General features: G+C 68.3%; 23 protein-coding genes, 3 tRNA genes and 1 pseudogene. 16 read left to right on the forward strand and 11 right to left on the reverse strand.

Translation table 11 applies throughout. The annotated features are described in order from the left end of the window. The coding region (locus NHL51_RS10610) for an integrase core domain-containing protein (protein WP_434143626.1) at nt 1–298 on the forward strand (298 nt) is incomplete at its 5' end. Nucleotides 299–330: 32 nt separating this feature from the next. Then, nucleotides 331–474, forward strand: a pseudogene (locus NHL51_RS10615) (transposase); the annotation flags it as partial. Between the two features lie 80 nt (nt 475–554). On the opposite strand, the gene NHL51_RS10620 reads toward NHL51_RS10615, so the two are convergent. After that, nucleotides 555–627 (reverse strand) — tRNA-His (locus NHL51_RS10620). A 170-nt stretch (nt 628–797) separates the two neighbouring features. Between NHL51_RS10620 and NHL51_RS10625 the strand changes: the two genes are divergently transcribed. Beyond that, complete coding sequence (locus tag NHL51_RS10625) at nt 798–1,253, forward strand: DUF3817 domain-containing protein (RefSeq protein ID WP_434143628.1); 456 nt, start codon at nt 798–800, stop codon at nt 1,251–1,253. Here the strand turns inward: NHL51_RS10625 and NHL51_RS10630 are convergent. Further along, the gene (locus NHL51_RS10630; RefSeq protein WP_434143630.1) at nt 1,250–2,341 is read right to left on the reverse strand and encodes an IS630 family transposase; all 1,092 of its coding nucleotides are present in this window, start codon (nt 2,339–2,341) and stop codon (nt 1,250–1,252) included. The genes NHL51_RS10625 and NHL51_RS10630 overlap by 4 nt on opposite strands. A gap of 83 nt (nt 2,342–2,424) precedes the next feature. Between NHL51_RS10630 and NHL51_RS10635 the strand changes: the two genes are divergently transcribed. Together NHL51_RS10635 and crcB are read left to right on the forward strand one after the other, a co-directional pair. Then, a complete protein-coding gene (locus NHL51_RS10635) occupies nt 2,425–2,913 on the forward strand; it encodes a fluoride efflux transporter FluC (RefSeq protein WP_434143632.1) in 489 nt (162 codons plus the stop codon). Further along, nucleotides 2,906–3,274: a fluoride efflux transporter CrcB gene (gene crcB / locus NHL51_RS10640; protein ID WP_434143634.1), complete on the forward strand. Its 369-nt coding sequence runs from the start codon at nt 2,906–2,908 to the stop codon at nt 3,272–3,274. Before NHL51_RS10635 ends, crcB begins: the two co-directional genes overlap by 8 nt. Here crcB and pdxY read toward each other — a convergent pair. Then, the gene (pdxY, locus tag NHL51_RS10645) at nt 3,271–4,122 is read right to left on the reverse strand and encodes a pyridoxal kinase PdxY (RefSeq protein ID WP_434143636.1); all 852 of its coding nucleotides are present in this window, start codon (nt 4,120–4,122) and stop codon (nt 3,271–3,273) included. The genes crcB and pdxY overlap by 4 nt on opposite strands. Before the next feature lie 116 nt (nt 4,123–4,238). Between pdxY and gluQRS the strand changes: the two genes are divergently transcribed. Next, nucleotides 4,239–5,186: a tRNA glutamyl-Q(34) synthetase GluQRS gene (gene gluQRS, locus NHL51_RS10650; RefSeq protein ID WP_434143638.1), complete on the forward strand. Its 948-nt coding sequence runs from the start codon at nt 4,239–4,241 to the stop codon at nt 5,184–5,186. Between the two features lie 3 nt (nt 5,187–5,189). Here the strand turns inward: gluQRS and NHL51_RS10655 are convergent, their stop codons facing one another. Both NHL51_RS10655 and NHL51_RS10660 read right to left on the reverse strand, forming a co-directional pair. Continuing rightward, entirely contained in the window at nt 5,190–5,537 is a 348-nt protein-coding gene (locus NHL51_RS10655) for a spore germination protein GerW family protein (RefSeq protein ID WP_434143640.1), read from the reverse strand. Nucleotides 5,538–5,541: 4 nt separating this feature from the next. Next, the gene (locus NHL51_RS10660) at nt 5,542–6,396 is read right to left on the reverse strand and encodes an SGNH/GDSL hydrolase family protein (protein ID WP_434143641.1); all 855 of its coding nucleotides are present in this window, start codon (nt 6,394–6,396) and stop codon (nt 5,542–5,544) included. 122 nt (nt 6,397–6,518) lie between these two features. Between NHL51_RS10660 and NHL51_RS10665 the strand changes: the two genes are divergently transcribed. The 9 genes from NHL51_RS10665 to NHL51_RS10705 all read left to right on the forward strand — a co-directional run bounded on the left by NHL51_RS10665 (nt 6,519) and on the right by NHL51_RS10705 (nt 16,891). Then, a complete protein-coding gene (locus tag NHL51_RS10665; protein WP_434143643.1) occupies nt 6,519–8,018 on the forward strand; it encodes a PucR family transcriptional regulator in 1,500 nt (499 codons plus the stop codon). A 109-nt stretch (nt 8,019–8,127) separates the two neighbouring features. Then, nucleotides 8,128–9,615 (forward strand): APC family permease, encoded by a 1,488-nt coding sequence (locus NHL51_RS10670; protein WP_434143645.1) that lies wholly within the window; start codon nt 8,128–8,130, stop codon nt 9,613–9,615. Further along, on the forward strand, nt 9,612–10,298 hold the full coding sequence (locus NHL51_RS10675) for an SDR family NAD(P)-dependent oxidoreductase (RefSeq protein ID WP_434143646.1): 687 nt from the start codon (nt 9,612–9,614) through the stop codon (nt 10,296–10,298). The genes NHL51_RS10670 and NHL51_RS10675 overlap by 4 nt, the downstream gene beginning before the upstream one ends. Further along, on the forward strand, nt 10,298–11,074 hold the full coding sequence (locus NHL51_RS10680) for an SDR family NAD(P)-dependent oxidoreductase (RefSeq protein ID WP_434143648.1): 777 nt from the start codon (nt 10,298–10,300) through the stop codon (nt 11,072–11,074). Before NHL51_RS10675 ends, NHL51_RS10680 begins: the two co-directional genes overlap by 1 nt. Nucleotides 11,075–11,105: 31 nt before the next feature. After that, nucleotides 11,106–12,005: a polysaccharide deacetylase family protein gene (locus tag NHL51_RS10685; protein ID WP_434143650.1), complete on the forward strand. Its 900-nt coding sequence runs from the start codon at nt 11,106–11,108 to the stop codon at nt 12,003–12,005. 137 nt (nt 12,006–12,142) lie between these two features. Next, on the forward strand, nt 12,143–13,957 hold the full coding sequence (locus NHL51_RS10690) for a DEAD/DEAH box helicase (RefSeq protein WP_434143651.1): 1,815 nt from the start codon (nt 12,143–12,145) through the stop codon (nt 13,955–13,957). Between the two features lie 22 nt (nt 13,958–13,979). Continuing rightward, nucleotides 13,980–14,474, forward strand: coding sequence for a Cys-tRNA(Pro) deacylase (ybaK, locus tag NHL51_RS10695; RefSeq protein WP_434143652.1), 495 nt, complete (start codon nt 13,980–13,982; stop codon nt 14,472–14,474). Nucleotides 14,475–14,591: 117 nt separating this feature from the next. Then, nucleotides 14,592–14,676, forward strand: a tRNA-Leu gene (locus tag NHL51_RS10700). A gap of 259 nt (nt 14,677–14,935) precedes the next feature. Next, nucleotides 14,936–16,891, forward strand: coding sequence for an amidase (locus NHL51_RS10705; protein ID WP_434143654.1), 1,956 nt, complete (start codon nt 14,936–14,938; stop codon nt 16,889–16,891). 51 nt (nt 16,892–16,942) lie between these two features. On the opposite strand, the gene NHL51_RS10710 is transcribed toward NHL51_RS10705, so the two are convergent. The 3 genes from NHL51_RS10710 to orn form a co-directional block, all read right to left on the reverse strand. Further along, nucleotides 16,943–19,135, reverse strand: a complete 2,193-nt coding sequence (locus NHL51_RS10710; protein ID WP_434143656.1) for an acyltransferase family protein — start codon at nt 19,133–19,135, stop codon at nt 16,943–16,945. 81 nt (nt 19,136–19,216) lie between these two features. Beyond that, nucleotides 19,217–19,960, reverse strand: coding sequence for a PIG-L deacetylase family protein (locus NHL51_RS10715; RefSeq protein ID WP_434143657.1), 744 nt, complete (start codon nt 19,958–19,960; stop codon nt 19,217–19,219). Between the two features lie 20 nt (nt 19,961–19,980). Further along, the gene (orn, locus tag NHL51_RS10720; RefSeq protein ID WP_434143658.1) at nt 19,981–20,628 is read right to left on the reverse strand and encodes an oligoribonuclease; all 648 of its coding nucleotides are present in this window, start codon (nt 20,626–20,628) and stop codon (nt 19,981–19,983) included. 27 nt (nt 20,629–20,655) lie between these two features. On the opposite strand from orn, the gene def reads away from it, so the two are divergent. After that, entirely contained in the window at nt 20,656–21,219 is a 564-nt protein-coding gene (gene def / locus NHL51_RS10725; protein ID WP_434143660.1) for a peptide deformylase, read from the forward strand. Nucleotides 21,220–21,342: 123 nt separating this feature from the next. Here the strand turns inward: def and NHL51_RS10730 are convergent, their stop codons facing one another. From NHL51_RS10730 to NHL51_RS10740, 3 genes are all read right to left on the reverse strand, one after another. After that, nucleotides 21,343–22,548 (reverse strand): MFS transporter, encoded by a 1,206-nt coding sequence (locus NHL51_RS10730; protein ID WP_434143662.1) that lies wholly within the window; start codon nt 22,546–22,548, stop codon nt 21,343–21,345. 276 nt (nt 22,549–22,824) lie between these two features. After that, nucleotides 22,825–22,900: transfer RNA gene (locus tag NHL51_RS10735), tRNA-Arg, on the reverse strand. Nucleotides 22,901–22,968: 68 nt separating this feature from the next. Next, nucleotides 22,969–23,817: a DNA-3-methyladenine glycosylase family protein gene (locus tag NHL51_RS10740; protein ID WP_434143664.1), complete on the reverse strand. Its 849-nt coding sequence runs from the start codon at nt 23,815–23,817 to the stop codon at nt 22,969–22,971. Between the last annotated feature and the right edge of the window lie 10 nt (nt 23,818–23,827).

Below are 23,827 nucleotides of genomic sequence, written 5' to 3' on the forward strand. Positions count from 1 at the left end.
GTTGGCGTTCACCGAGGAACTCCAGGAGGCCGGGATCACCGGGTCGATCGGATCCGTCGGTGACGCGCTGGATAACGCGCTGATGGAGTCTACGATCGGGCTGTTCAAAACCGAGGTCATCGAGCACGAACGCCCTATCTGGGAGGGATGGCGGCAAGTTGAACAGGCGACGGCGTCGTGGGTGCACTGGTACAACACTGAGCGCCTCCACTCCAGCATCGGAGACATCCCGCCGGCCGAGTACGAAGAGATCTACTACGATTCAACACAGAGTGTCAGCGAGCCCGCTGTCGCCTAACACAGCCCTCCGATACGCCCAGGCCGATTCATTCGAACGGGCGGATCGAGTCAATGAATCAGAAGATCCGCCTCATCACCAGGGTCGCGTTCGGATTCCGCTCCCCGGACGCGTTGATCGCGCTCGCGATGCTCACCCTCGGCGGACACCGGCCCATCCTGCCCGGACGCCGGTAACCCACAGATCAGTCAGAAGAGCCAAAAATAGCTCCCGACTCAGATAAATAAATACCTGGTCAGGAGCTATTTTCTCTCCGGGTGGACAACGGGACTTGAACCCGCGACCACCGGCACCACAAGCCGGTGCTCTACCAACTGAGCTATGCCCACCATGCTGACCTGCCGCTCGGGCGAGGCAACCCTACGATCATAACCCAAGATCCGTCCGAGTTGCACATCGGGGCGATCCCGCGCGAGTGCGACGCTCGAGAAGGCTCCGGCCCCACCGAGAACAGGCAACGCGCAGGGTTTGGCTCGGAGCATTCGGTAGCGTGATCGGCATGTCGCCGCGCACGCTTTTCCGCACCTTTGCCTTCGCCGAAGTCGTCACCTGGGCGGGCCTGATCACCGCCATGATCCTTCGCGGTACCGGTGTGACCGACGCAGCGATGCCGATCGCCGGCGGCGTGCACGGCTTCGTCTTCCTCTGCTACGGCGTGACGACCGTATTCGTGTGGGTGAACCAGCGCTGGAAGGCGGGTACCGGCATTCTCGGGCTGATCACGGCGGTCGTGCCCTTCGCCACGGTTCCCTTCGAGTTCGCGATCGACCGCAAGGGTCTGCTGGCCGGCGGGTGGCGGCTGCTGCCCGGCGGCGACGCCCCGCGCGGCTTCATCGAGCACGTGCAGGCATGGGTGCTGCGGCATCCGCTGCTCGCGATCGTGCTGCTCGTCGTGCTCGTGGCCGTCGTATTCGCGGTGCTCCTGATCCTCGGCCCGCCCGTGCCGCGCGGCTAGTGTTCTGGTCCGTTAATTCGTTTCAGGTATCTGGCGATGGATTCAAGGGTGTCCTTGGCAGTCTTGGTCCAGATGAATGGCTTCGGGTTCTCGTTCCATGCTTTCACCCAGTCGCGGAGGTCCTCCTCAATCGCTTGCACGCTGCGGTGATCGGAGCGTTGCAAGAGATCGCGGGTGACTTCGGCGAAGAGCCGCTCGACCTGGTTGATCCATGACGAGTAGGTCGGCGTGAAGTGCATGTGGAAGCGGGGATGTTTCTCCAGCCAGACCTTCACCAAGGGATGCTTGTGCGTGGAGTAGTTGTTGCAGACGATGTGCACATCGAGGTGTTCGGGGACGTTCTTGTCGATCTTCTGAAGGAACTTCTTGAACTTGATCGAACGATGCTTGCGATGAATTGAAGAGATCACCGTCCCGTCGGCGACGTTCAGCGCGGCGAACAGGCTCGTCGTGCCATGCCGGACATAGTCGTGTGTGCGTCGCTCGGGGACTCCTGGCATCATCGGGAACGCCGGTTGTGAGCGGGCCAAAGCCTGCACCTGACTCTTCTCATCGACGCTGAACACTACCGCCGACTCGGGTGGGTTCAGATAAAGGCCAACAATGTCGTAGACCCTCTCGGTGAACAGCGGGTCGTTGGAGAGCTTGAATTCTTCCTCCAGGTGCGGCTTCAATCCGAACGCCTTCCAGATTCGACCCACCGTCGATTTCGACAGCCCCGATCTCTCAGCCATCTTCGCCCGCGACCAGTGCGTGGCGTTCTTCGGCGTCGACTCCAACGTGTCGACGACAACCTGCTCCACACGGTCCACGCTGATCAGCGCTGGGCGACCCGGCCGCGGTTCGTCAACGAGCCCGACCATCCGTCGTTCCAGAAACCTCGTGTGCCACTTACGCACCGTCGGTAACGACACACTCACGCGCTTGGCCACCTCAGAGTTCGAAGCCCCTGTCGCGCATTCCAGCTCGATCCGAGAACGCAACGCGAGATCCTGTGCTGATTTCCTGCGACGCACCCATCGTTCCAGTTGATCACGCTCAGCTTCAGAGAGCTTCAATTCGGGAAGAGCAGGTCCTCGGGTTGCCATGCTCCATTCTGCAAAACTGGCAACGAATTAACGGCGCGACACACTAGCGAGCCGAGATCGGAGCCGCGCAGTACGATGTCCGTGTGAGTGATCGGGAGCGCATCCGGGAGAAGCTGCCCGATGTCGCGCTGGTCGCTCTGGGCGGCGCTGTCGGAACGCTCATGCGGTATCTGCTCGACGGCGCGATCGAGCGCGGTGTCGGGGGAGTCGCAGCCGGAGTGCCGGTCGGCATCTTCACCATCAACGTGGTCGGGGCATTCGCACTCGCCCTGCTCGTCGAGGGCCTCGCGCCGCGCGGCGAGGATCGCTGGCGAGCGACCCGTCTGCTCGTCGGCACCGGCATGCTCGGCGGTTTCACGACCTACAGCAGTCTCGCCGCGGGCGCGGCGCTGCTCGTGCGCAGCAGCGGCGAGATCACGGCCGGCATCGTCGGTCTTGCGGCAGCCTACGGGCTCGCGACGGTGGTCATCGGGGCGCTCGCAAGCTGGGCCGGGATCATCGCGGGCGCCAGGCTCCGGAAGCGACGATCGAATGCGCCCGCGTTCGGCGATACGGAGGCGGGCGATGAATGAGCTGGTGATCGCGCTCGGCGTCGCGGTGGGCGGCGGCCTCGGGGCAGCGACGCGCTACCTGATCGACCTCAGCATTCCCGATCGCGTTCGCGCTCGTTTCCCGTGGGGCGTGATGCTGATCAACCTCAGCGGATCGTTCGCGCTCGGGCTGCTCACCGGAGCGGCGCTCGACGCTCCGATCGTCGCCACGATCTCCATCGGATTCCTCGGCGGGTATACGACGTTCAGCACTGCGAGCCTCGACACCGTGCAGCTGCTGCGACGCAAGCGCACTGCTGCAGCGCTGTTGAACGGTATCGGCATGCTCGTCGCCGCGGTCGCCCTCGCAGCGCTCGGCATCGCCTGGGGCAGCTCGCTCTAGCTGACCCGCGTCACTTCGAAGCGCATGCTCGGAGCCGCATACGCTTCTTGCGACTCGATCAGCTGCAGCTCTCGCTGCCCGGACGCGAGGGTGTTCTCGAGCAGTTCGAAGACGCTGGCCGAAGTGCGCGCCAGAGCTTCTGCGGCGTCGCCGGTGCGCACGAAGTGCGCCGTGAACAGCGCGGCGGTGACGTCTCCGGAACCGTTCCACTTCCCGGCGAGATGCGGCGTCTGCACGATCCAGGCGCCGTCGCCGTCGACCGCGAGCATCTCGATGGTGCCCTCGGGGCGCTCCGGCCGCTCCAGGCTCGTGACGAGCACCGTCTTCGGGCCGCGTTCGCGCGCGAGGTCGACCGATGCGAGCGTCGACTCGAGCGTGTCGGGGGAGGTGCCGGTGATGAAGCCGAGCTCGAACTGGTTCGGCGTGATGAGGTCGGCCGCGGGCACGACCCGGTCGCGAATCAGGTTCTGCACCTCGGGTGCGACATGGCAGCCCGATTTCGCGTTGCCGAGCACGGGGTCGCAGGCGTAGACCGCATTCGGGCTGCGGCGCTTGACCCGGGCGACGGCGTCGAGGATGGCGTCGCCGATGCTGTCGCCGCCCTGATACCCCGAGAGCACGGCGTCGACGCGCTCGAGCCCGCCCCGCTCCTCGATTCCCATGACGATCTCCCGCACGTCGTCGCCGGTCAGGAGCGGCCCGCGCCAGGCGCCGTATCCGGTGTGGTTCGAGAAGCAGACGGTATACACGGGCATGACCTCGACGCCGATGCGCTGCAACGGGAACACCGCAGCCGAGTTGCCGACATGACCGTACGATACGGAGGACTGGATCGAGAGAACACGCATGGAACGATCCTCCCACTGGACCACTCGCTGAACCACTTTCAGCAGGTCGCAATGGGCCATTCGGTGGTGCGTCGGAAGGATGCCGCGAGCCCGCGGTGCCGTGGGAGGATGGTCGGATGGAAGAGGAGCGCGAGATCGAGATCGCGGAGACCGGCGCCGGACGCTACGCGCCGAGCCCGTCGGGAGACCTGCACCTCGGAAACCTGCGGACCGCGCTCATCGCCTGGCTCTTCGCCCGCACCAGCGGCCGCCGTTTCCTCATGCGCATCGAAGACCTCGACCGAGCGCGCGACTCGGGCGGCGCGCAGCGGCAGCTCGACGACCTCGAGAGCCTCGGCATCGACTGGGACGGCGAGGCAGTGCTGCAGACCGAGCGGGGTTCCGACCACGATGCGGCACTCGCCGCGCTCGTGGATGCGGGCCTCGTCTACGAGTGCACGTGCACGCGGCGCGACATCCTCGCCGCCCCCAGTGCTCCCCACGCCCCGCCCGGAGCCTACCCCGGTACCTGTCGGAACTTGAGCGAGGCCGAACGACGAGCCGCGCGCCAACGCATCGCGCCCCGCGAACCCGCACTGCGGCTCCGGGCTCCCGAGGGGCTGACCGAGCTCGGGTTCGACGACCGCCTGATGGGTCGGGTCACCGGCGACATCGACGATTTCGTACTGCGCCGCGGCGACGGCACCATTGCCTACAATCTTGCGGTCGTCGTCGACGATGCCGCGATGGGCGTCGACCAGATCGTGCGCGGCGACGACCTCGCACCGTCCACGCCGCGTCAGATTCTGCTGCAGCGGCTCCTCGGCGCGGCTTCGCCGCCCGACGTCGAATACGCGCATGTGCCGCTGGTGCTGGGGCCGAGCGGAGCGCGGCTCGCAAAGCGCGATGGCGCCGTCACGCTCGCCCAGCTGCGGGAGCGAGGCGTCGATCCGGTCGACGTGCTGGGTTGGCTCGCGACCTCGCTCGGACTGGCCGCGGCGGGCGAGCGCATCGGCGTCGATACGCTGCGGGCGCGCTTCGACCCTGCCGCACTGCCGCGCGATCCCTGGAGATGGAGCGGCTGAAGGCTACTTCTTCAGTGCACGGATGATGCGGGCGAGCGCGCGGCCCGCGACCCACACGAAGGGCACGCCGACCGCGAGCAGCGCGATCAGGTTCGGCTCGAAGCGGGTGAAGCCGTCGCGGGTGACATAGGCGCCGACAGGGATCGACATGCCGCCCCCGCCACCGCCGGAGCCCTCGCCGTGCTGCGCCTTGCCGTCGAGTTCACCGGCGCCTTCGCCGGCTCCGAATCCGAACGAGGTGCAGGCCACGGGGATGATGGTCGTGCCGTCGACCTCGAGCGGATCGCCGAAGGCCGAGTTCACCCCGACCTGGGTGACGGTGTCTGCGAGCTGCTGCGTGAGATGTGCCATGAGGTCAGCCTAACTGCTCCGGTTCTTCGTCGACAGCCCCGTAGCGCCCGCGACGCGCGCGCGTCGGCTGGGGACGCTTCGGTTCGATGTCGTCGCCCGACGAGACGTGCTTGATGCGGCGGATCACCCACGGAACCAGATACTCGCGCGCCCAGACGACATCTTCCGTGCGCGCCTCGCGCCAGCTGCGCTCGGGCAGCGACGGCGGATCGAGCGGCGTGAGCTCGTTCGGCACGTTCAACGCCGCGAGCGCCGCGCGTGCGATCGTGTGGTGGCCGAGCGCGTTCAGGTGCAGCCGGTCGCCGGCCCAGTAGCGCCCGTCCTTCAATTCGTCGATCGCCCACTGGTCGACGACGATGCAGTCGTGGCGCTGGGCGACCTTGCGCACGTTCTCGTTGTAGATGGCGACCTTGCCGCGGATGGAGCGGAAAACGGGCTGGAACGCGGTGTCGACACCGGTGAACAGCACTACGGTCGCACCGCCGGCCTTCAGGCGGGTGACGATCTGCTCGAGCTGCTCGGCCACCTCGTCGGGGTCCGAGCCGGGGCGGATCACGTCATTGCCGCCCGCGCACAGGCTGATGAGATCGGGGCGCAGTTCGAGCGCCTGCTCCACCTGCTCCTCCGAGATCTGGCGGATCAGCTTGCCGCGCACCGCGAGGTTCGCGTACGAGAAGTTCTCGTCGATCGCAGCGAGCGCTTCGGCGAAGCGGTCGGCCCAACCGCGCAGGCCGCCTGGGCTATCGGCATCGGGGTCGCCGACGCCCTCGGTGAACGAATCGCCGATCGCGACGAATCGCGACCAGGGGAGTTCGACGCCGTTCGCGTCACTCGAATCAGACGATGGATGCTCAGCCAATGTCTACCCCTGCCTTTTGCCGTGCGAGGAGCGCGGCGCATTACGGATACGAAGATCCATCATATCGAGCGCCGCGCGGTGGACGCGCTCGTGCATCTCCGGCGATGCATAGAATGCATTCCATGTCGGTGACGGTGCGCGAACTCGCGGAAATGTCTCATCTGCAGCTGTCGATCGCGGCCGGCTCGACTGGCCTCGATCGCGTCGTCGCGTGGGCGCACACCAGTGATATCGAGGAGCCGTGGCGGTTTCTCGTCGGCGGCGAGCTGCTCATGACCAACGGGCTCTCAGTGCCCAAGGCGGCGGCGGCGCAGGGGCGGTTCGTGCGTCAGCTCCATGAAAACGGGGCCGTCGCGCTCGTGATCGGCGAGGAGATGTATGCCCCGCCGATCTCGCGTACGATGCTGCGCACCTGCGACGAGCTCGGGTTTCCGCTCCTCTGGATCGCGTACCCGAAGCCGTTCGTGGCGGTCGCCCGCGAGATCGCCGAGGCGACCCAGGTCGAGCAGTCGAGCCGGCTGCGTCGCACGGAGCGCATGTATCGGGCGATGCATCGCGCGGCAGACGAGGAGACGGGGTTCCCGGGGCTCATCGATGCGATCTCGGCGGAGCTCGAGTGCGAGGTGCGTGTCTGCATCGGGGAGACCGGCGAGAATTGGGCGCCCGGGCAGCCGCCGATGCCGGCCGTCGTGCGCGAAGCGATCGGGCAGCACGAGGGGAGCGTGCGGGCGGGGGCCACGAGCATCGATCTTCCCGATGGTCGTCGCGCGCTGCTGCTCGACCTGCCGGCGCAGCCGGACGCCGTGCTGGTGGCCCTGCCCGTTGCGGGCAGAATGCCCGACCTGCTGCTCCTGCAGCACGCGGCGACCATCGGGGCGCTCGCGGTCTCTCAGCTGCGCCTCGGCATCGAGTATCGACGCCGCTTCGGCGCCGAGCTGCTGAACCAGATGCTCGATGGCAAGGCCGACAGCGCCGAGGCCGCCCGCGCGCTCGAAGACGCCGGTATCGACCTCGCACAGGCGGTACTCGTCGCTGCCCGCAACGAGCAGCGGCCGGAGCGCCTGGCCGAGCTGCATGTGCGGCTGTGGCAGGCGGAAAGCCCTCACCTTACGATACGTCGAGGCGAGACCTCGTTCGTGGTGCTGCCGGCGGAGCCGCGTATGCTCGACGCGCTCGGGCACGCGGTCGGCGATGCGGGGTGCGCCGGAGCGAGCAATCCGATCGGCAGCATCGGTCGACTGGTCCGGGCGCGCGAAGAAGCGGGCTGGGCCCTGCGTGCGGCAGAAGGCCGCAACGCGCGATGGGTCGCATACGCCGACACTTCGCTCGAACTCGGGCCGCGCGGCCCGGAGGAGGCCCGGCTGCTGATCGACCGCGTCCTCGGACCGGTGCTCGGCAACGCGGGCGGCCCGGCCGAGCTGATGGCGACGCTCGAAGCCTTCCTCGAGCACGGCCGCTCGTGGCGGGCGACCGCAGAGACCCTGCATCTGCATCGTCACACGGTGATGTACCGCATCCGCAAGATCGAAGAGCTCACCGGCCACGATCTATCGGAGACCGGCGATCTCGCACGACTGTGGCTGGCGGTGCAGGCCTACCGGCAGCTCCGCGACGAGCGGTAGCGGTTGGACGAAAGTCGAGACTAGAACAGCCGAGCTGTGCAATCGTCGATTGTTGGCTGCGGTACCGGTGCTCGACAATGAATGCGGCACCGAGTCCAAAGGGGGACCTATGAGTCGCAACGACACCACCGCCGGCACCACGCAACTTCCCGGGTCGACAGACCGACTGAAACGCGGCTTCGGATTCGGATCCGCGCTCTCCCTCGCCTTCGCTGACATCTCGCCGATCGTGGCGCTCTACGCGATCTTCGCGCTCGGGCTCTTCGCGGCGGGGCCGCGCTTCTTCTGGGCCTTCCCGATCGTGATGTTCGGTCAGCTGCTGGTGTCGCTCGTCTTCGGAGAACTCGCCTCGCGCTGGCCCTACGCCGGCAGCGTCTACCAGTGGGCGCGGCACGCGAAGGGCATCGGCTGGGGCTGGACCGCCGCCTGGGCGTACATGTGGGGCCTCACCATTACACTGGCGACGCTCGCGCACGGCGGCGCAGGCTTCCTGCTCGCCGTCTTCGGGCAGGGGGATGCCGCGCCGTGGGTGCACACCCTTGTCGCGTTCGGCATCATCGCCCTCGGCACCGCCGCGAACATGATCGGGCGCCAGATCCTGAAGATCATGATTATCGCGAGCATCATCTGCGAGCTCGTGGGGTCGATCGGACTCAGCATCGTGCTCCTCATCTTCCACCGGGTGAACCCGGTGTCGACGCTGTTCGAGGGGCTCCCCGGGCCGGATGCCGGCGGCTTCAGTACCATGCTGCTGGCCATCGCGTTCGTCGGCTGGGCCTTCCTCGGCTTCGAGTCCGCCGGCTCGATCGCCGAAGAGGTCGAACAGCCCGAGCGCAATGTGCCCAAGGCGATCGTCTTCGGCCTGCTGCTCGTCGGCACCACCGTCATGATCTCTGCAGTCGCCGTGATCCTCGCTATCCCGGACATCGGAGCGGTGCTGGCGAACCCCATGGGCGATCCCGTCTCCGCGACGCTCGAGGCGCAGCTCGGCCCGGCGATCGCCAAGCCCCTGCTCATCATGTTCGTCATCGGGTTCGTCTCCTGCTTCCTCGCCGTGCAATCCGCGGTGTCGCGAGGCGTCTACGGCATGGCCCGCGACGGCGGACTGCCGGGTGCGGCATGGCTGTCGCGCCTCAGCGGCGCGGAGAAGCTGCCCAGCCGGTCGATCCTGCTCACCGCGATCATCGCGGCCGCGTTCGTGCTCCTCGTCGGTTCCCAGCTCTACAACGTGCTCGTTAGCTTCTCGGTCATGGGCCCCTACATCGCCTTCGCGGTGCCGGTGTTCGCCGCTGCCGCGGTGCGGCTGAGCGGCAAGTGGAAGCCGGGCAAGTTCACGCTCGGCCGCCTTGGCGCACCCGTGACCTACGGCGCTGCGATCTGGTTGACGTTCCAGGTCGTGAACGTGATGTGGCCGCGCGACATCCCGGACCAGCCCTGGTTCATCGACTGGAGCATGGTGATCAGCCTCGTCGCGCTCGGCATCATCGGCGCCGTCGTCTACCGCACGAGGCGACACCACATCAGGCAGCCCATCAGCGAAGTGCATGACGACCTGCGGGTCGCGGCAGAGATCGAAATGAAGGAGGAACGATCGTGACACGTGTGGCAGTCGTCACCGGAGCGGCATCGGGCATCGGCATGGCCGTCTGCCGAGCCCTGCAGGAGAGCGGGTGGACAGTGTGCGGGTTCGACCTCGCGCCGATTGCGGACCTCGAGCACTCGTTCGTGTGCGATGTCGCGGATCGCGACGCCGTCGACGCGGCCGTCGCCGAGGTGCAGCGTACCGTCGGCCCGATCGACGCGCTCGTTACCGCCGCCGGCTACTACGAGTTCTCGCCTTTCAGCGAGATCACGGAGGAGAGCTGGAACCGCATGATGCGCGTGCACATCGGCGGCCTCGTCGGCCCCGTGCGGGCCGTGCTGCCGGGCATGGTCGAGCGGGGCGCCGGCGCGATCGTCGCCATCTCGTCGGAGCTCGGTATCGCCGGCACCGAGAGCGAGGCGCACTACTCCGCTGCGAAGGGCGCCATTCTCGGCTTCGTGCGCAGTCTCGGCAGTGAGGTTGCGGGCCAGGGGGTGCGCGTGAACGCCGTCGCGCCCGGGCCGACCGACACCCCGCTGCTGCCCGCCGAGCAGCGCACACCCGAATACTTGGCATCGCTGCCGGCCCGGGCGCTCGCGCAGCCGGGGGACATTGCGCAGGCGGTGCAGTTCTTGATCGATGAGGGAGGCTTCTGCTTCGGCGAAGTGATCTCCCCGAACATGGGAGCGGTGATCTGATGAGCGAGCAGTTGAAGCAGCGCCAGCAGGGGCGCATCGCGGTGGTCACCGGTGCGACGCAGGGCATCGGCCGGGCCATCGCGATACGGCTCGCGGCAGAGGGCGCACGGGTCGGTATCAACGGTCGGTCCGACACGCCCCAGCTGCGCGAGGTCGTCGGGGCGACCGGGGGGTTCCCGGTCATCGCCGACATCTCGAAGCCCGACGAGGTGCGCGAAGCCTTCGACGCCGTCGCCGTCGAACAGGGCCCCGTCGACGTGCTCGTCTGCAACGCGGCCTACATGTCGATGAGCCCGCTGCTCGAGCACGATGCCGACGACTGGTGGCGCAATATCGACACGAACCTCTCGGGCACCTTCCGGTGCGTGCAGGCGGTCGTGCCCGGCATGCGCCGCACCGGCCGCGGCAACATCGTCATCGTCGCATCGGAATGGGGGGTCGTCGGCTGGCCGAATGCGACCGCGTACGCATCGTCGAAGTCGGGGCTCATCGCGCTGACGAAGTCGCTGGGGCGCGAACTCGCTCCCGAGAACATCACCGTGAACGGCATCGCACCCGGCATCATCGACACCCCGCAGCTGCAGGTCGATGCCGACGATGCCGGCATCCCGCTGCACGAGATGCACGAACGATACGGAGCCGAGATCCCTGCCGGCAGAATCGGGCGGCCCGAGGAGATCGCCGAAGTCGCGGCCCTCCTCTCGCGCCCCGATACGCGGGCGTTCGTCGGCCAGACGCTGCAGGCCAATGGCGGCAGCACGCGGGCGCGCGTGTGAACGAGCCGCAGCACCGAGAGAGGACGCAGTCATGACCCAGCAGTTCACCGCAGACGCCACGAGGCCTGCCGCACCGATCGCCTGGCCGAAGGGATTCCGCTCGGCCGCCAACCTCGGGTTCGACCTCGATTCCGAGGATGTCGCGCTCACGATTGATCGGGGCACCCGCGACCGCCTGTCGGTCATGAGCCACCAGGCCTACGGTGCGCTCACCGGCGTGCCGCGCGTGCTCGATCTGCTCCAGCGCTTCGACGTGCGCGCCACCTTCTTCGCCCCCGGCTACACCGTCGAGCGATATCCCGACCTCCTGAAGCGCATCCGCGATGCCGGGCACGAGATCGCCCACCACGGGTACATGCACGAGGCGATGGCCGGGCTCTCGTACGATGAGGAGGCCGCCATCATCGACCGCGGTCTCGAATCGCTCGAACGGGTGCTCGGTATCCGCCCGGTCGGATACCGGGCGCCGCTCTGGGAGACGTCGTACTCGACCGCCGAGATCCTGCTCGACCGCGGCTTCCTGTACGACTCGAGCATGATGGACTCCGACCTGCCGTACGAGCTCGCGGAGCGCCCCGGAGCCGGCGCACGCTCCCTCGTCGAGATCCCGGTGTCGTGGGCCCTCGACGACTGGGAGCAGTTCGCATTCGTACCCGATGTGTTCGGGCCCGGCGTCATCGAGGACCCGGCGAAGGCGCTCTCGATGTGGCAGGGCGAGCTCGCAGAGTCGCACCGCTACGAATCCTGCTTCACGCTGACCATCCACCCCTTCCTCAGCGGGAGGCTCGGTCGAATGCGCGCGCTCGAAACCCTGCTCGAGACGATGGCGGGGATGTCCGATCTCTGGCTCACGAGCTGTGGCGAGATCGCCGAGCACGTGCGCTCGCTCGACCTCGAACCACGGGTGTTCCCGAGGCCCGAGATCGACTGAACGTGCGACAGGGGTCGCGCTCCGCACAGCGATCCGTCGCAGACGACCGGTGCTGCCCGATGCCGGGGGCTGCACCGGCCGTCAGTACTCCGCCCGCTGAGGCAGTGTGTCGGCCGCCTCGGATACACTAGAACGCTGTGACAGAAACCGGCCCGCTCCATCTCCCCGGGACGAGTGCCGCCGAACACCTGCCCCCGGCATACCCCGAACGCGCCGCCCACGGCACCGCCGGCACACTGCGGAAATGGCAGGAGGAGGCGATTCGCCTCTACCTCGACGAGAACCCGCGCGACTTCCTCGCCTCCGCAACACCCGGCGCCGGCAAAACGACCTTCGCGCTCCGCCTCGCCGCGATCCTCCGCTCCACCCACGTGGTGAGCCAGATCATCGTCGTCGCTCCGACCGAGCACCTGAAGACCCAGTGGGCCGACGCCGCGGCACGCGCGGGCATCCGCTTGAACCCGAACTACTCGAACAGCGACGGCCTCGGCTACGGTCGCCACTACCACGGCGTCGCCGTGACCTACGCGCAGATCGCCATGAAGCCGGTGCAGCACCGGCGGCTCACCGAGAGCGCCGACACGCTCGTCATCCTCGACGAGGTGCACCACGGCGGCGACGCCCTCAGCTGGGGCGACGCGATCCGCGAGGCCTACGGCACTGCGAAGCGCCGCCTCTCGCTGACCGGCACGCCCTTCCGCTCCGACGAGGCGCCCATCCCGTTCGTGCAGTACCAGCCGCAGGGCGATGGCTCGCGCGTCTCGCTCACCGACTACGACTACGGCTACGGCCGCGCGCTCGCCGACGGGATCGTGCGGCCCGTCATCTTCATGGTCTACGCCGGCAAGATGCGCTGGCAGACGTCGGCCGGCGAAGAGATGGAGGCCGCCCTCGGCGAGGGCAACACGAAAGACATCACCTCGCAGGCCTGGCGCACGGCGCTCGACCCCGCCGGTGAATGGATCTCGAAGGTGCTGCGCGCCGCCGACCGCAGACTCACCGAGGTGCGTCTGCAGATTCCGGACGCCGGTGGTCTCGTCATCGCGACCGATCATGCCGCCGCCAAATCCTATGCGGCCCAGCTGCACGAGATCACCGGGGAGCCGGTCGCGCTCATCCTCTCGGACGACGCGACGGCATCGGAGCAGATCGACGAGTTCTCGATGGGCAAGAACAAGATGCGGCGCTGGATGGTCGCCGTGCGCATGGTGTCGGAGGGCGTGGACGTACCGCGCCTCGCCGTCGGCGTGTACGCGACGAGCTCGTCGACGCCGCTCTTCTTCGCACAGGCGATCGGCCGCTTCGTGCGTTCGCGCCGTCGCGGCGAGGTCGCCTCCGTGTTCATTCCGAACGTTCCGGCCCTCATGCAGCTCGCGGCAGAGCTCGAGAAGGAGCGCGGCCATGTGCTCGAGGGCCCGAAGAGCGCCGAGGAGATGTGGGACGCCGAGGCGGCGCTCATGGCGGAGGCGGAGCGCGAGGATCGCGCCTCGGGGGAGCTCGAAGGCGAAGGGTTCGTCTACCAGGCCCTCGCCTCGGATGCGCACTTCGACCGCGCCGTCTTCGACGGGGCGGAGTTCGGCGGCTATGCAGAGGTCGAGAGCGAGGAGGAGCTCGACTTCCTCGGATTCCCCGGGCTGCTCGAACCGCAGGAGGTGAAGGCCCTGCTGCAGCAGCGGCAGGCGCGACAGGCGAGGCGCAGCGCCGGCCGGCAGGGGCTGCTCGAGCATCCGCCCGAGAAGGCCGAGGCCCCCGAGGCGCTGCACCGCACGCTCGGCGAGCAGCGCAAGCTGCTGAGCTCGCTCGTCGGCATGTACGCCAAGGTGTCGGGAGAGTTCCATAAGGACATCCACACGGAGCTGCGCCGCGTCTGCGGCGGACCCGCCGTGCCGCAGGCGTCGGTGACCCAGCTGCAGAAGCGTATCGACCTGCTGCGTCGTCGACTGCGGCCGTAGCGGCGCGCCGTATCCTGGAACGATGGCGAAGAAGCGAGCAGGGTCGGCGACACCGGCGACGAAAGCCCTCGATACTCTGGGGGTTCCGTACACCGTGCGCGCGTACGCGCACGACCCCGCCGTCACCGATTTCGGGGGAGAAGCCTCGGCAATGCTCGGCATCTCACCGGAACGGGTGTTCAAAACGCTGCTCGCGGACGTCGACGGGGCGCTCGTCGTCGGCATCGTGCCGGTGTCGGGCAAACTCGATCTGAAGGCCCTCGCCGCCGCGGTCGGGGGCAAACGCGCATCGATGGCCGACCCGGCGGTCGCGGAGCGCCGCACCGGGTACGTCGTCGGCGGCATCAGCCCGATCGGGCAGCGTGCGCGGCTGCCGACCGTGCTGGATCGGAGCGCCGAGGAGCATGAAACGGTGCTCGTCTCGGGCGGTCGCCGCGGCCTCGACCTCGAACTCGCGCCCGCGCACCTCGTCGCCGCGACCGGAGCGCAGATCGCCGCCATCGGGCGCCCGGACTGACCCCCGAGTCGGGGTGCGAAGGTGCGGCGCGCGCGAGTTCCGGAAGCGATTCGCATTGCTCGCCGGAACCGTGCTAAGTTATTCTCTGTTCGGCCGATGAAAGTCCGAACAAGATTCGCGCGGGTGGCGGAATGGCAGACGCGCTAGCTTGAGGTGCTAGTGCCCGTATTAGGGCGTGGGGGTTCAAGTCCCCCTCCGCGCACGCGAATCGAGAATGGCGGGATCGAAAGATCTCGCCATTCTTGTTTTCCCGCCGTCTCGCCGCGGTCCCGAGCCGCGGGTATGCGGCGCCGCGCCGCACCGAGCCCATCCTGGTGGCCGGGCGAGCCCGAGGTCTACACTGAGCAATGACTGCACTGCCGCGGTTTCATGCGGGTGCGCAGTCATCGTTCGCGAGACGTGCGGCGCAGGTGCACCGCACGTGACGAAGAAGTCAGAGTGTTGCTGAAGGAGCGAGTGCGGTGCAGAAGATCGACGTCCTGGAAATGAGCATCTCCGAGATGCTGGATGAACTCGATTCGGGGAAGGTGACCAGCGTCGACCTGGTCTGCGCCTACCTGAACCGCATCGCATATTACGACCGGTCGGGCCAATGCCTCAAGGCCGTGCCGCTGATCAACCCCGATTGCATGGCGGAGGCCATCGCCTCGGACGAGCGCCGGCGGCGCGGCGAGGCCGGCAAGCTCGAGGGCGTTCCCTTCACGGTGAAGGACAGCTACAAGGTCAGGGGGATGACGGTCGCCTCGGGCAGCGAGGCGCTCGTCGACCTCGTCTCGAACGAGGATGCGGCATCGGTCGCCCAACTGCGCGCGGCGGGTGCGGTGCTTATCGGCAAGACCAACATGCCGCCGATGGCGGCGGGCGGCATCCAGCCCGGCGTCTACGACTACGCGCGCAGCCCGTACAATCCGCTCTACCTCACCGGAGCGTATGGTTCGGGCTCGTCGAACGGCTCGGCGACCGCGACGGCATCGAGCATGTGCGCCTTCGGTATGGCCGAGGAGACGGTGTCGTCGGGCCGCTCGCCCGCCTCGAACAACGGACTCGTCGCGTACACGCCGTCGCGCGGCATGCTGTCGCTGCGGGGCAACTGGCCGCTGCGCCCGAGCTGCGACGTCGTGGTGCCGCACACGCGCACGGTCGATGACCTGCTGCTGCTGCTCGACGTGCTCACCGAGGCTGACGAGAATCAGGAGGGCGAGTTCTGGCGCCAGCAGAATGTGGTCTCGCTGCCGCAGCCCGACCAGGTGTTCCGCCGCCCTATCGCCCGCCCGCGCCCGGAGCGCCTCGACGGTATGCGCATCGGTGTGCCGAAGATGTACATCGGCGAAGACCCCGATGCGATCGACCCGCCGGTGATCCGCCCCAGCGTCCGTCGGCTCTGGGATGCGGCCGCCGCAGAGCTCCGCGATCTCGGGGCCGAAGTGGTCGAGGTCGACTTCCCGGTCGTCTCGAACTACGAGGTCGACCGGCCGGGGGCCCAGGGACTGCCCGAACGCGGCCTGGTGCCGAAGGACTGGCGGGCGATCGAGGGCGGCGTCGTCACCGCGATGGCGCTCGACATGTTCCTGCGCGAGAACGCCGACCCCAATCTCAACACCTGGGCCGACGTCGACGGCGACACCGTGTTCCCGGAGAAGGACGAGCCCATTCCCGTATGGGTGACGCGGGCGCGCGCCGGGTTCGACTGGCAGCGCCTCGCCGAGATCGTGAAGGGCGGCATCCCCGACTCCTACGACGACGTGCCGGGCCTCGACCACCTGCTGCGCGGCCTCGAGGAGGCGCGCAAGCTCGACTTCGAGGATTGGCTGGTGGCAGAGGGACTCGACTTCGTCGTATTCCCGGCGGCGGGCGATGTCGGCCGCGACGATCTGTTCACGCGGGTGGAGAGCCTCGAGTACGCCTCGCTGAACGGCGTCGTCTACTCGAACGGCAACCGCGTGCTGCGCCATCTCGGCATTCCGACCGTGACGGTGCCGATGGGCCACATGCACGACACGCAGATGCCGGTCGGGCTCACATTCGCGGGCGCCGCCTACACCGATGACGCCCTGCTCGACTACGCCTACGCCTACGAGCAGGCCACGCACCACCGTCAGCCGGCTTTCCTGACGCCGTCGCTGCCGAGCAACCAGATCACGGCGGGCGAGGCTGCGCCGATTCCGGACGAGATCGACTATACGGTGAAGATCGACCAGCACGGGCGGTCGTGGGATGTCGAGGTGCGCATCGACGGAGAGACGGGCACGCGCGCCGAGGTGTGGGCCGACGGGCACATCTTGCTGCCGGTCGATGATCAGCCCGGAGTGTATCGCGGCAGGATCTCGCTCTCGCGCGAGCGCGTCGAGGACGAGGTCATGGTCGTGATCAACGCCGGCCACTCCGTCGGCCTGGTCGGCACCGTACCTCTTCCCTGAGGTTCGGCGCGCGGGACACGGTGCTCTCTGCGAGCAGAACGTCCCGCGCGCCTACCCGGGTGCATCGGCGGCAGTCGGCGCGTTTGACAGCTCCGGCATTGCGGGGTCGAGCCGTTCGGCGAGCGCATCGGTGAGCGTCTCGGCGTAGGCCCAGCTGATGTGATGCGAATCGCGATAGACCAGTACGCCGCCGAGCACCGGAGGGTGCTCCTCGCCCGAGCGGAAGTACTGGCCCATGTCGACGGTTTCGACATTGCGGCTGACCGCCGCGGCGCGCAGCAGCGGGTCGTCCTCCGGCTGCTCCGTCGCGGGTGCCGCGCACGCGCTCGCGGCCTTCTCGCCGTTCTCGCCCACGCATTGCAGCACGTCCTCGGGCATCTGCGGGGTGTCGGCGATCGCCACGACGCCGCGCACGCTTCCGGGCAGCTGCTGCCAGCGCTCCTCGTAGCCGAGTACGGCGGCATCCTGCCAATCCTCCGCATTCGAGACGACGCGGTTCGCGGCTTTCGCGGAGGTCACGATCGTGTCGATCTCGGGGCGCTCCTCGAGAGCCTCGATGACCTGATCGTTCCAACTGCTGCAGTCGGCCCGCAGCTTCTCGTTCTGGGCCTCCGGTTTCGTGACGTAGTCGCGCTCGGCGGTTGTGAACGGGCACGATCCCTTCGCCATCACCACGAGATGCCAGTTCTCGCGCTCGGCGATGCGCTTGAGCGGGGTGAGCCACTGCTCGGCGTGGGAATCGCCGAGGAGCGCGACCGTGCGCTCGGCCTCGCCCACCGGTGCGCCGTACTCGCAGACGAGCAGCTGATCGCCCGCGACGTTCGATAGACAGCTCTCGGGGCGGTCGGCGACCAGGTCGATGCCCGGCGTCGGCTCGAGATCGGGCACTGCCTCGCATCCCGATCCGGTGTCGAGCGCGCCTGCACCCGTGCACCGATCGGCGACGCGGAGGTCCGCGGCGATGCTCTGCTGCGCCGCCGCGACCTCCTGCTTCGCGACCCCGAAGCCGCCGAGCGTGAGCCCGATCAGCACGGCCATGCCGCCTCCCGCGAAGGCGAGCGAGCGCCGGTTGCTCCATCGTCGGGCAGGGCCGAAGCGGAACGGGTCTTCGACGTATCGCTTCGACAGGGCCGCAGCGCCGAGCGTCGCCACGACGACGATGCAGCCGCTCCAGAAATCGAGCGGGCGGCCGAGCAGGTACGGGGCGAGCACGATGAATGGGAAGTGCCAGAGATAGATGCCGTACGAGGCGTCGCCGAGCCACTGCATCGGCCGTGAGGCGAGGAGCGGCTGGAGCGATCCGGGGCCGCCCGGTTCTGCTGCAGCGACGATGAGCAGGGTCGACACGACGGGGAGCAGGGCCGTCGCGCCGGGGAACGGTGTCGCATCCGAATAAACGAGCGCGGTGACGACGATGCCCGCCGCGCCCGCCCACACCGCGCCCATGCGCAGCCGCGGGTCGATCCGCTGCAGCGCACGGGTCCACGCGGGACGTGCGGCCGCGAGCCAGGCGAGCACGCCGCCGAACGCGAACTCCCATGCCCGCGTCGCGGTCGAGAAGTACACCCACGAGGGGTTCGCGGCGGTCTCGGCGATCGAATGCCCGAATGAGAGCAGCGCGATGACGACGATCAGCGCGGCGAAGACGCCTGCGGGCCCCGGTACGCGCAGGCCCGGCGCCCGGTCGCGAGAGCGGGCCCGCAGCTTCGCGGCGATCGCGATCGCGAGCACCGCAACCAGGGGCCAGACGATGTAGAACTGCTCCTCGACCGACAACGACCAGTAGTGCTGCACCGGTGAGGCCGCGGCACCGGCAGCGGAATAGTCGACGGCTTGGGCGGCGAGCATCCAGTTCTCGGCGTAGCCGGTCGCGGCGGCGACCTGCGCGAGGAAGGCCGGCGTGAGCCCGGTCGGTACGAAGGCGTAGACCCCGGCGACGGTCACGATGAGCACGACCATCGCGGCGGGCAGCAGGCGTCTCGCTCTGCGGGCCCAGAACCGCGGCAGGTCGATGCGTCCGGAGCGGTCGAGCTCGCCGAGGATCTGCCCGGTGATGAGGAAGCCCGAGATGACGAAGAAGATATCGACGCCGATGTAGCCGCCGCTCAGATGCTGCGGCGCGAGGTGGTAGATGAGCACGAGCCCGACGGCGATGGTGCGGAGCCCCTGCACGTCACGCCGCACGGCGCTACCCGCCGGCCGAGCCTGCACCCGGCCGGTCCTCGCGTCGGTTCCCGTCAGCATCTGAAAGTTCCTCATCGTGTGCATCCAGGTTATGCAACGATTCGGTAACGGTCCACCCCTGGTGGGATGACGCTCGAACTGCTACGCGCGCAGGCGATGGGCCTGGAACGCGACCGCGAACGGCGACCCTGCCTGCGACCCCGCCTGGGCGAGCACGCCAGGGATCAGGTCTTCCGGAGCATCGTGCCACGGCAGGTCGGCGAGGTAGGCGCGGTGGGCCGAGAGCGAGGCCACGGCGCGACGGACCGATTGCTCGGAGACCTCGACGGCGCAGTTCGGTTCGGCGCCGGTGAGCAGCAGCCACGTCGCGCCCCAGGGTGCGAGCCCCTCGTCCTGCAGCTGCTCCGTGAAGAGCCAGCGGTTGTCCGCGTCGCGCACCGCATCGATCGTCGCGAGCCCGGTCGCCCGGTGGTCGGCATGATCGAGGCCCCAGGGCACGACGAGCGCTCCGGAGCCGGTGATCACGGCATCGGGGCGGAAGCGTCGGATCTCGCGTGCGATCGCTCGGCGCAGCTCGATACCGTACTCGAGCATGCCGTCGGGGAAATCGAGGATGGTGAGGTGTTCGACTCCCACTTCCGTGCATGCCTTCCGCTGTTCTTGCGCGCGCAGCGGCGCCGCCTCCTCGGGCGGGCGCTGCATGCCGGCTTCGCCGGTGGTGAGCAGCAGATACCCGACTTCGATGCCGCGTGCGGTCCATTCGGCCGCGGCGGCGGAGGTGCCGTACTCGGGGTCGTCGGGGTGGGCGACGACGACGAGCACGCGGCCGATGCCGGTCTCGTCGAGCGCTTCGAGCTGCGGTGCGGTTTCGGCAGGTGCGTTCATGCGGCCCACCCTACGCGGGACTACTCCGAGATCGCGGAGTCGCCGTCGATGAGCGCGGCGTAGCGTGCGCCGGCCTCTTCGGCGGCCTGGGCCGAGACGACCTTATCGGGGCCCGATCCCTCGACCATCACCGTCTTGCGGAAGTACGCGAGCTCCTGGATCGACTCGGCGATATCGGCCAGCGCACGGTGGCCGCCGCGCTTCTCGGGCGCTCCGAAGTAGGCGGGCACGTACCAGCGGCGCGCCAGCTCCTTGATCGTGGAGACATCGATGCTGCGGTAGTGCAGCCGCTCTTCGAGCGTCGGCATGTACTTCGCGATGAAGCGACGATCCATGCCGATGGTGTTGCCCGCGACCAGCGGCCGTCGGCCCGGGCCGACGAAGCGGTTCACGTAGTCGAGGACCTGCTGCTCGGCGTCGGCCACCGAAGCGCCCGATTCGATGCGGGGGAGCAGCCCCGACTTCTCGTGCATCGACCGCACGAAGTCGTTCATCTGCTCGAGCGCCTCGGCGCCGGGATCGATGACGATCTCGAACCCCGCATCGAGCGGCTCGAGATCGAAATCGGTGACGATCACGGCGATCTCGCAGAGACCGTCTCGATCGGTGTCGAGCCCCGTCATCTCGCAATCGATCCAGACAATCTGCTCAGCGGGCGTATTCGACATAGCTGCAACTTTACTAGGCTTGAGCACATGGCAGTTCTTCCCATCACGATCTGCGGCGAGCCCGTGCTGCACCGCCCCGCCGAGACCGTTACCGAGTTCGACGACGGTCTGCGCGAACTCGTGAGCGACATGTTCGAAACCTGCGAGCGCGCGCCCGGTGTGGGGCTCGCAGCGCCCCAGGTCGGCATCGGCAAGCGCATCTTCGTCTGGATGTACGACGATCAGGAGGAAGCACCGGCGCGCGGCGTCGCGATCAACCCGACGCTCTGGATCTCGCCGCCCGAGCCCGGCCTGCCCGACGAGGAGGACGTCGAGGGCTGCCTCTCGTTCCCCGGCGAGCGCTTCGCATTGCGCCGCTCCGAGCGCGCGCTGCTGCGCGCGCAGGACATCGACGGCGAGTGGTTCGAGCTCGAGACGAGCGGCTGGTTCGCGCGCATCATGCAGCACGAGTACGACCACCTGCTCGGGCTGCTCTACGTCGACCGCCTCGTGCACCCCGAGAGCAAGGGGGCGCAGAAGGCGCGGCGCAAGAACGGGTGGGGCGTGCCCGGGCTCACCTGGATGCCCGGGGTGGACGACCTCGAAGGCTGAGGCCCGGCGATCCCTGGCCCCTCATTCTTTTGAGCGCAGCTGGTCAGTAGATGCTCCCCGCCCGCGAAAGCAGTGCTACCGACTAGCTGAGCCCGGCCACGGGGCACCGCTCCGACGCGCCGCCTAATCTTCCGGGGAACGGTTCGCCGGTGCGAGGTCGCGCACCAGCACCCACCCGATCAGGGCAGCGACGATCAGCGCTGCGGTGACGCCGAACGCCCACCCGAACCCCGCGAGATCGAGGATCGCGCCCGCGATGAGCGGTCCGAGCACCCCTCCGAGGTCGGTCATCATCGAGTACGCGGCGACCACGTTGCCGCCCGGGCGCTGATCGAGCACATCGGCGAGCACGGCCTGCTGACCCGGGTTCACGAGCGCCGAACCGGCGCCCGCGACGGCCATGAGCGCGATCGCCGCCCACAGCGATGGCGAAGCCGGGAAGACGAAATAGCTCGCCGCGAGCACGGCCATGCCGGTGACGAGCAGCGGCTTGCGGCCGACGGTATCGGTCCAGCGGCCCGATGGGAAGATGAGCAGCGCATTGCCGGCAGCGTAACCCGCGAGCACCCAGGCGGCATCCGCCGCGTCGCCGCCGTAGACGACCGCGACGAAGATCGGGATGACCGAGATGCGCACGCCGAACGATGCCCAACCGAAGGCGAACACCGACAGGAGCAGCGATCGGTACTGCGGAACACGCAGCGCCTCCGCGAGGCCGAGCGGTGCCGCGTCGGTGGCGCCGGTGGCCGGGCCGCCGGCGAACGTCGACCGCCTGAGCGCGATCGCGACGACAGCGGCGGCCACGAGCAGGGTGAGGAAGTAGAACACGAACGGCGCGCGCAGTCCGAAGCCCGCGACGATGCCGCCGAATACCGGCCCGAGCAGGCCGCCGAGCAGAAACCCGGCGGCATTGAGGCTCGCGACGCGCCCGCGCGAGTCGGGCGGGCTGACCTTGACGAGCAGCGCGGTGGCGGCGACGGTGAACATGGCCGATCCGACTCCGCCCGCACCGCGCAGCACGATGAACTGCGTGTAGTCGGCGGCGAGCGCCGTCGCTCCGGTCGAGAGCGCGACGATCAGGATGCCGATCGTGTAGGTGAGCCGCTCGCCGATGCGCGCCACGATCCACCCCGCGAACGGTGCCGAGACCAGTCGCATGAGCGCGAAGGCGCTCACGATCGCCGAGGCGGCGAACTTCGAAACACCGAACTCGAGGGCGAACTGGGGGATAGCCGGGGCGACCACGCCGTAGCCGAGGGCAACCGCGAAGGCGCCCGCTACCAGGGCCCAAACCTCGAACGGAAGCGGGGCTCTGGAGGTTCGGGGCATCCTGCGATCCTATCCGGCCCAGCACTCCGTCGGTTCGGGCGGCGAGTCCGTCCGTCCTCATGCGAGCGGCCGAAAACACGCGCGTGGGCAGCCGCTGTGGCGGCTGGGGTCGCCTCGCATGCGAAGCGATGCTTCGCAGAACGCTCGGTGCCCCCTACTGGATTCGAACCAGCGCGAGAATCTCGAAGCGAACGCGTCGCGTTCGCGATTCTCGCGGGGAGCGAGGTGCGACCGCTTCCCAGGAACGGAGTTCCTGATCATGGCAATTCCAAATAATGGTGCCCCCTACTGGATTCGAACCAGTGACCGACAGATTAGAAGGCTGTTGCTCTATCCACTGAGCTAAGGAGGCGGACGCCGCGTGGGCGAACATATCGAGGTTACTATGATCGGTCGTCTCTTCGCAGGCGCAGGGGAGCCTCAGAGGTACGAGGCGTGCGTCCACAGCTGCAGCAGTGCGTACGAGCGGTAGGGGGCCCAGGTTTCCGATCGCGCGGCGGCCTGCTTCTGGTCCATGCCGAGAGCTCGACGGGCGACGAGGTCGCCGGGCACGAACGTATCCGGATGCTGCATCGCGCGCACGAGCAGGCAGTCGGCGGTCCAGGGGCCGACGCCAGGGATCGCGAGCAGTGCTTCCCGCGCCTCGGCCGCAGAAGTGCCGGCAAGCAACGGTCCGCCCGCCCAACGCTTCGCGACCTCGTGCAGGGCGCGTGCGCGCGCCCCGGTCAGGCCGACCTGCGAACGGATCCGCTCGGGGCCCGCATCCGCGAGCGCCGCAGCGGTCGGTAGCGAGCGCCATGCGCCGGCGACGGCGCCGAAAGCGGCAGCGAGGCGACTCGAGAAGGTGCGGGCCGCCGCGAGTGACACCTGCTGCCCGATGATGGCGGCCGCGACCGCTTCGAACTCGTCGGGATGGCCGGTGATGCGCACGCCCGGGTGCCGTGCGATCATCGGGCCGAGAAGCGGGTCGGGCGAGAGCGCGGCGTCGATCGCTGCGATGTCGGCGTCGAGGTCGAACCATCGGCGCAGCATCGCGGCAGTGCCGTGCGGGTCGCGGAGCTCCGCATCGAAGCGCGCCGTGAGGCCGTGCGGGTCGAAGACGAGCTCGATGAGCACCGGCCGCGCCTCGCTTCCGCCGCCATCCGAGATCAGGCGCCGGTAGACCGCACCGTCGACCGCTTCGACGCCCGGCACGGCATGGGCGGTGAGCATGGCGAGCACCGCCCGGTGGTTGAACGGACCGATCGCTTCGAGGCGCAGTTCGACCATGGCGAGGCGA

Source organism: Leucobacter sp. gxy201 (assembly GCF_051043335.1).
GTDB lineage: Bacteria > Actinomycetota > Actinomycetes > Actinomycetales > Microbacteriaceae > Leucobacter.

What these genes read in the sequence shown, in the direction of transcription:
- NHL51_RS10625 (WP_434143628.1), top strand. Translation starts at nt 798, where the DNA reads ATGTCGCCGCGCACGCTTTTCCGCACCTTTGCCTTCGCCGAAGTCGTC.
- NHL51_RS10730 (WP_434143662.1), bottom strand. Translation starts at nt 22,548, where the DNA reads ATGCCCCGAACCTCCAGAGCCCCGCTTCCGTTCGAGGTTTGGGCCCTG.
- NHL51_RS10710 (WP_434143656.1), bottom strand. Translation starts at nt 19,135, where the DNA reads ATGCTGACGGGAACCGACGCGAGGACCGGCCGGGTGCAGGCTCGGCCG.
- pdxY (WP_434143636.1), bottom strand. Translation starts at nt 4,122, where the DNA reads ATGCGTGTTCTCTCGATCCAGTCCTCCGTATCGTACGGTCATGTCGGC.
- ybaK (WP_434143652.1), top strand. Translation starts at nt 13,980, where the DNA reads ATGGCGAAGAAGCGAGCAGGGTCGGCGACACCGGCGACGAAAGCCCTC.
- def (WP_434143660.1), top strand. Translation starts at nt 20,656, where the DNA reads ATGGCAGTTCTTCCCATCACGATCTGCGGCGAGCCCGTGCTGCACCGC.
- NHL51_RS10685 (WP_434143650.1), top strand. Translation starts at nt 11,106, where the DNA reads ATGACCCAGCAGTTCACCGCAGACGCCACGAGGCCTGCCGCACCGATC.
- NHL51_RS10715 (WP_434143657.1), bottom strand. Translation starts at nt 19,960, where the DNA reads ATGAACGCACCTGCCGAAACCGCACCGCAGCTCGAAGCGCTCGACGAG.
- NHL51_RS10630 (WP_434143630.1), bottom strand. Translation starts at nt 2,341, where the DNA reads ATGGCAACCCGAGGACCTGCTCTTCCCGAATTGAAGCTCTCTGAAGCT.
- NHL51_RS10665 (WP_434143643.1), top strand. Translation starts at nt 6,519, where the DNA reads ATGTCGGTGACGGTGCGCGAACTCGCGGAAATGTCTCATCTGCAGCTG.
- NHL51_RS10740 (WP_434143664.1), bottom strand. Translation starts at nt 23,817, where the DNA reads ATGGTCGAACTGCGCCTCGAAGCGATCGGTCCGTTCAACCACCGGGCG.
- NHL51_RS10670 (WP_434143645.1), top strand. Translation starts at nt 8,128, where the DNA reads ATGAGTCGCAACGACACCACCGCCGGCACCACGCAACTTCCCGGGTCG.
- NHL51_RS10655 (WP_434143640.1), bottom strand. Translation starts at nt 5,537, where the DNA reads ATGGCACATCTCACGCAGCAGCTCGCAGACACCGTCACCCAGGTCGGG.
- orn (WP_434143658.1), bottom strand. Translation starts at nt 20,628, where the DNA reads ATGTCGAATACGCCCGCTGAGCAGATTGTCTGGATCGATTGCGAGATG.
- crcB (WP_434143634.1), top strand. Translation starts at nt 2,906, where the DNA reads ATGAATGAGCTGGTGATCGCGCTCGGCGTCGCGGTGGGCGGCGGCCTC.
- gluQRS (WP_434143638.1), top strand. Translation starts at nt 4,239, where the DNA reads ATGGAAGAGGAGCGCGAGATCGAGATCGCGGAGACCGGCGCCGGACGC.
- NHL51_RS10680 (WP_434143648.1), top strand. Translation starts at nt 10,298, where the DNA reads ATGAGCGAGCAGTTGAAGCAGCGCCAGCAGGGGCGCATCGCGGTGGTC.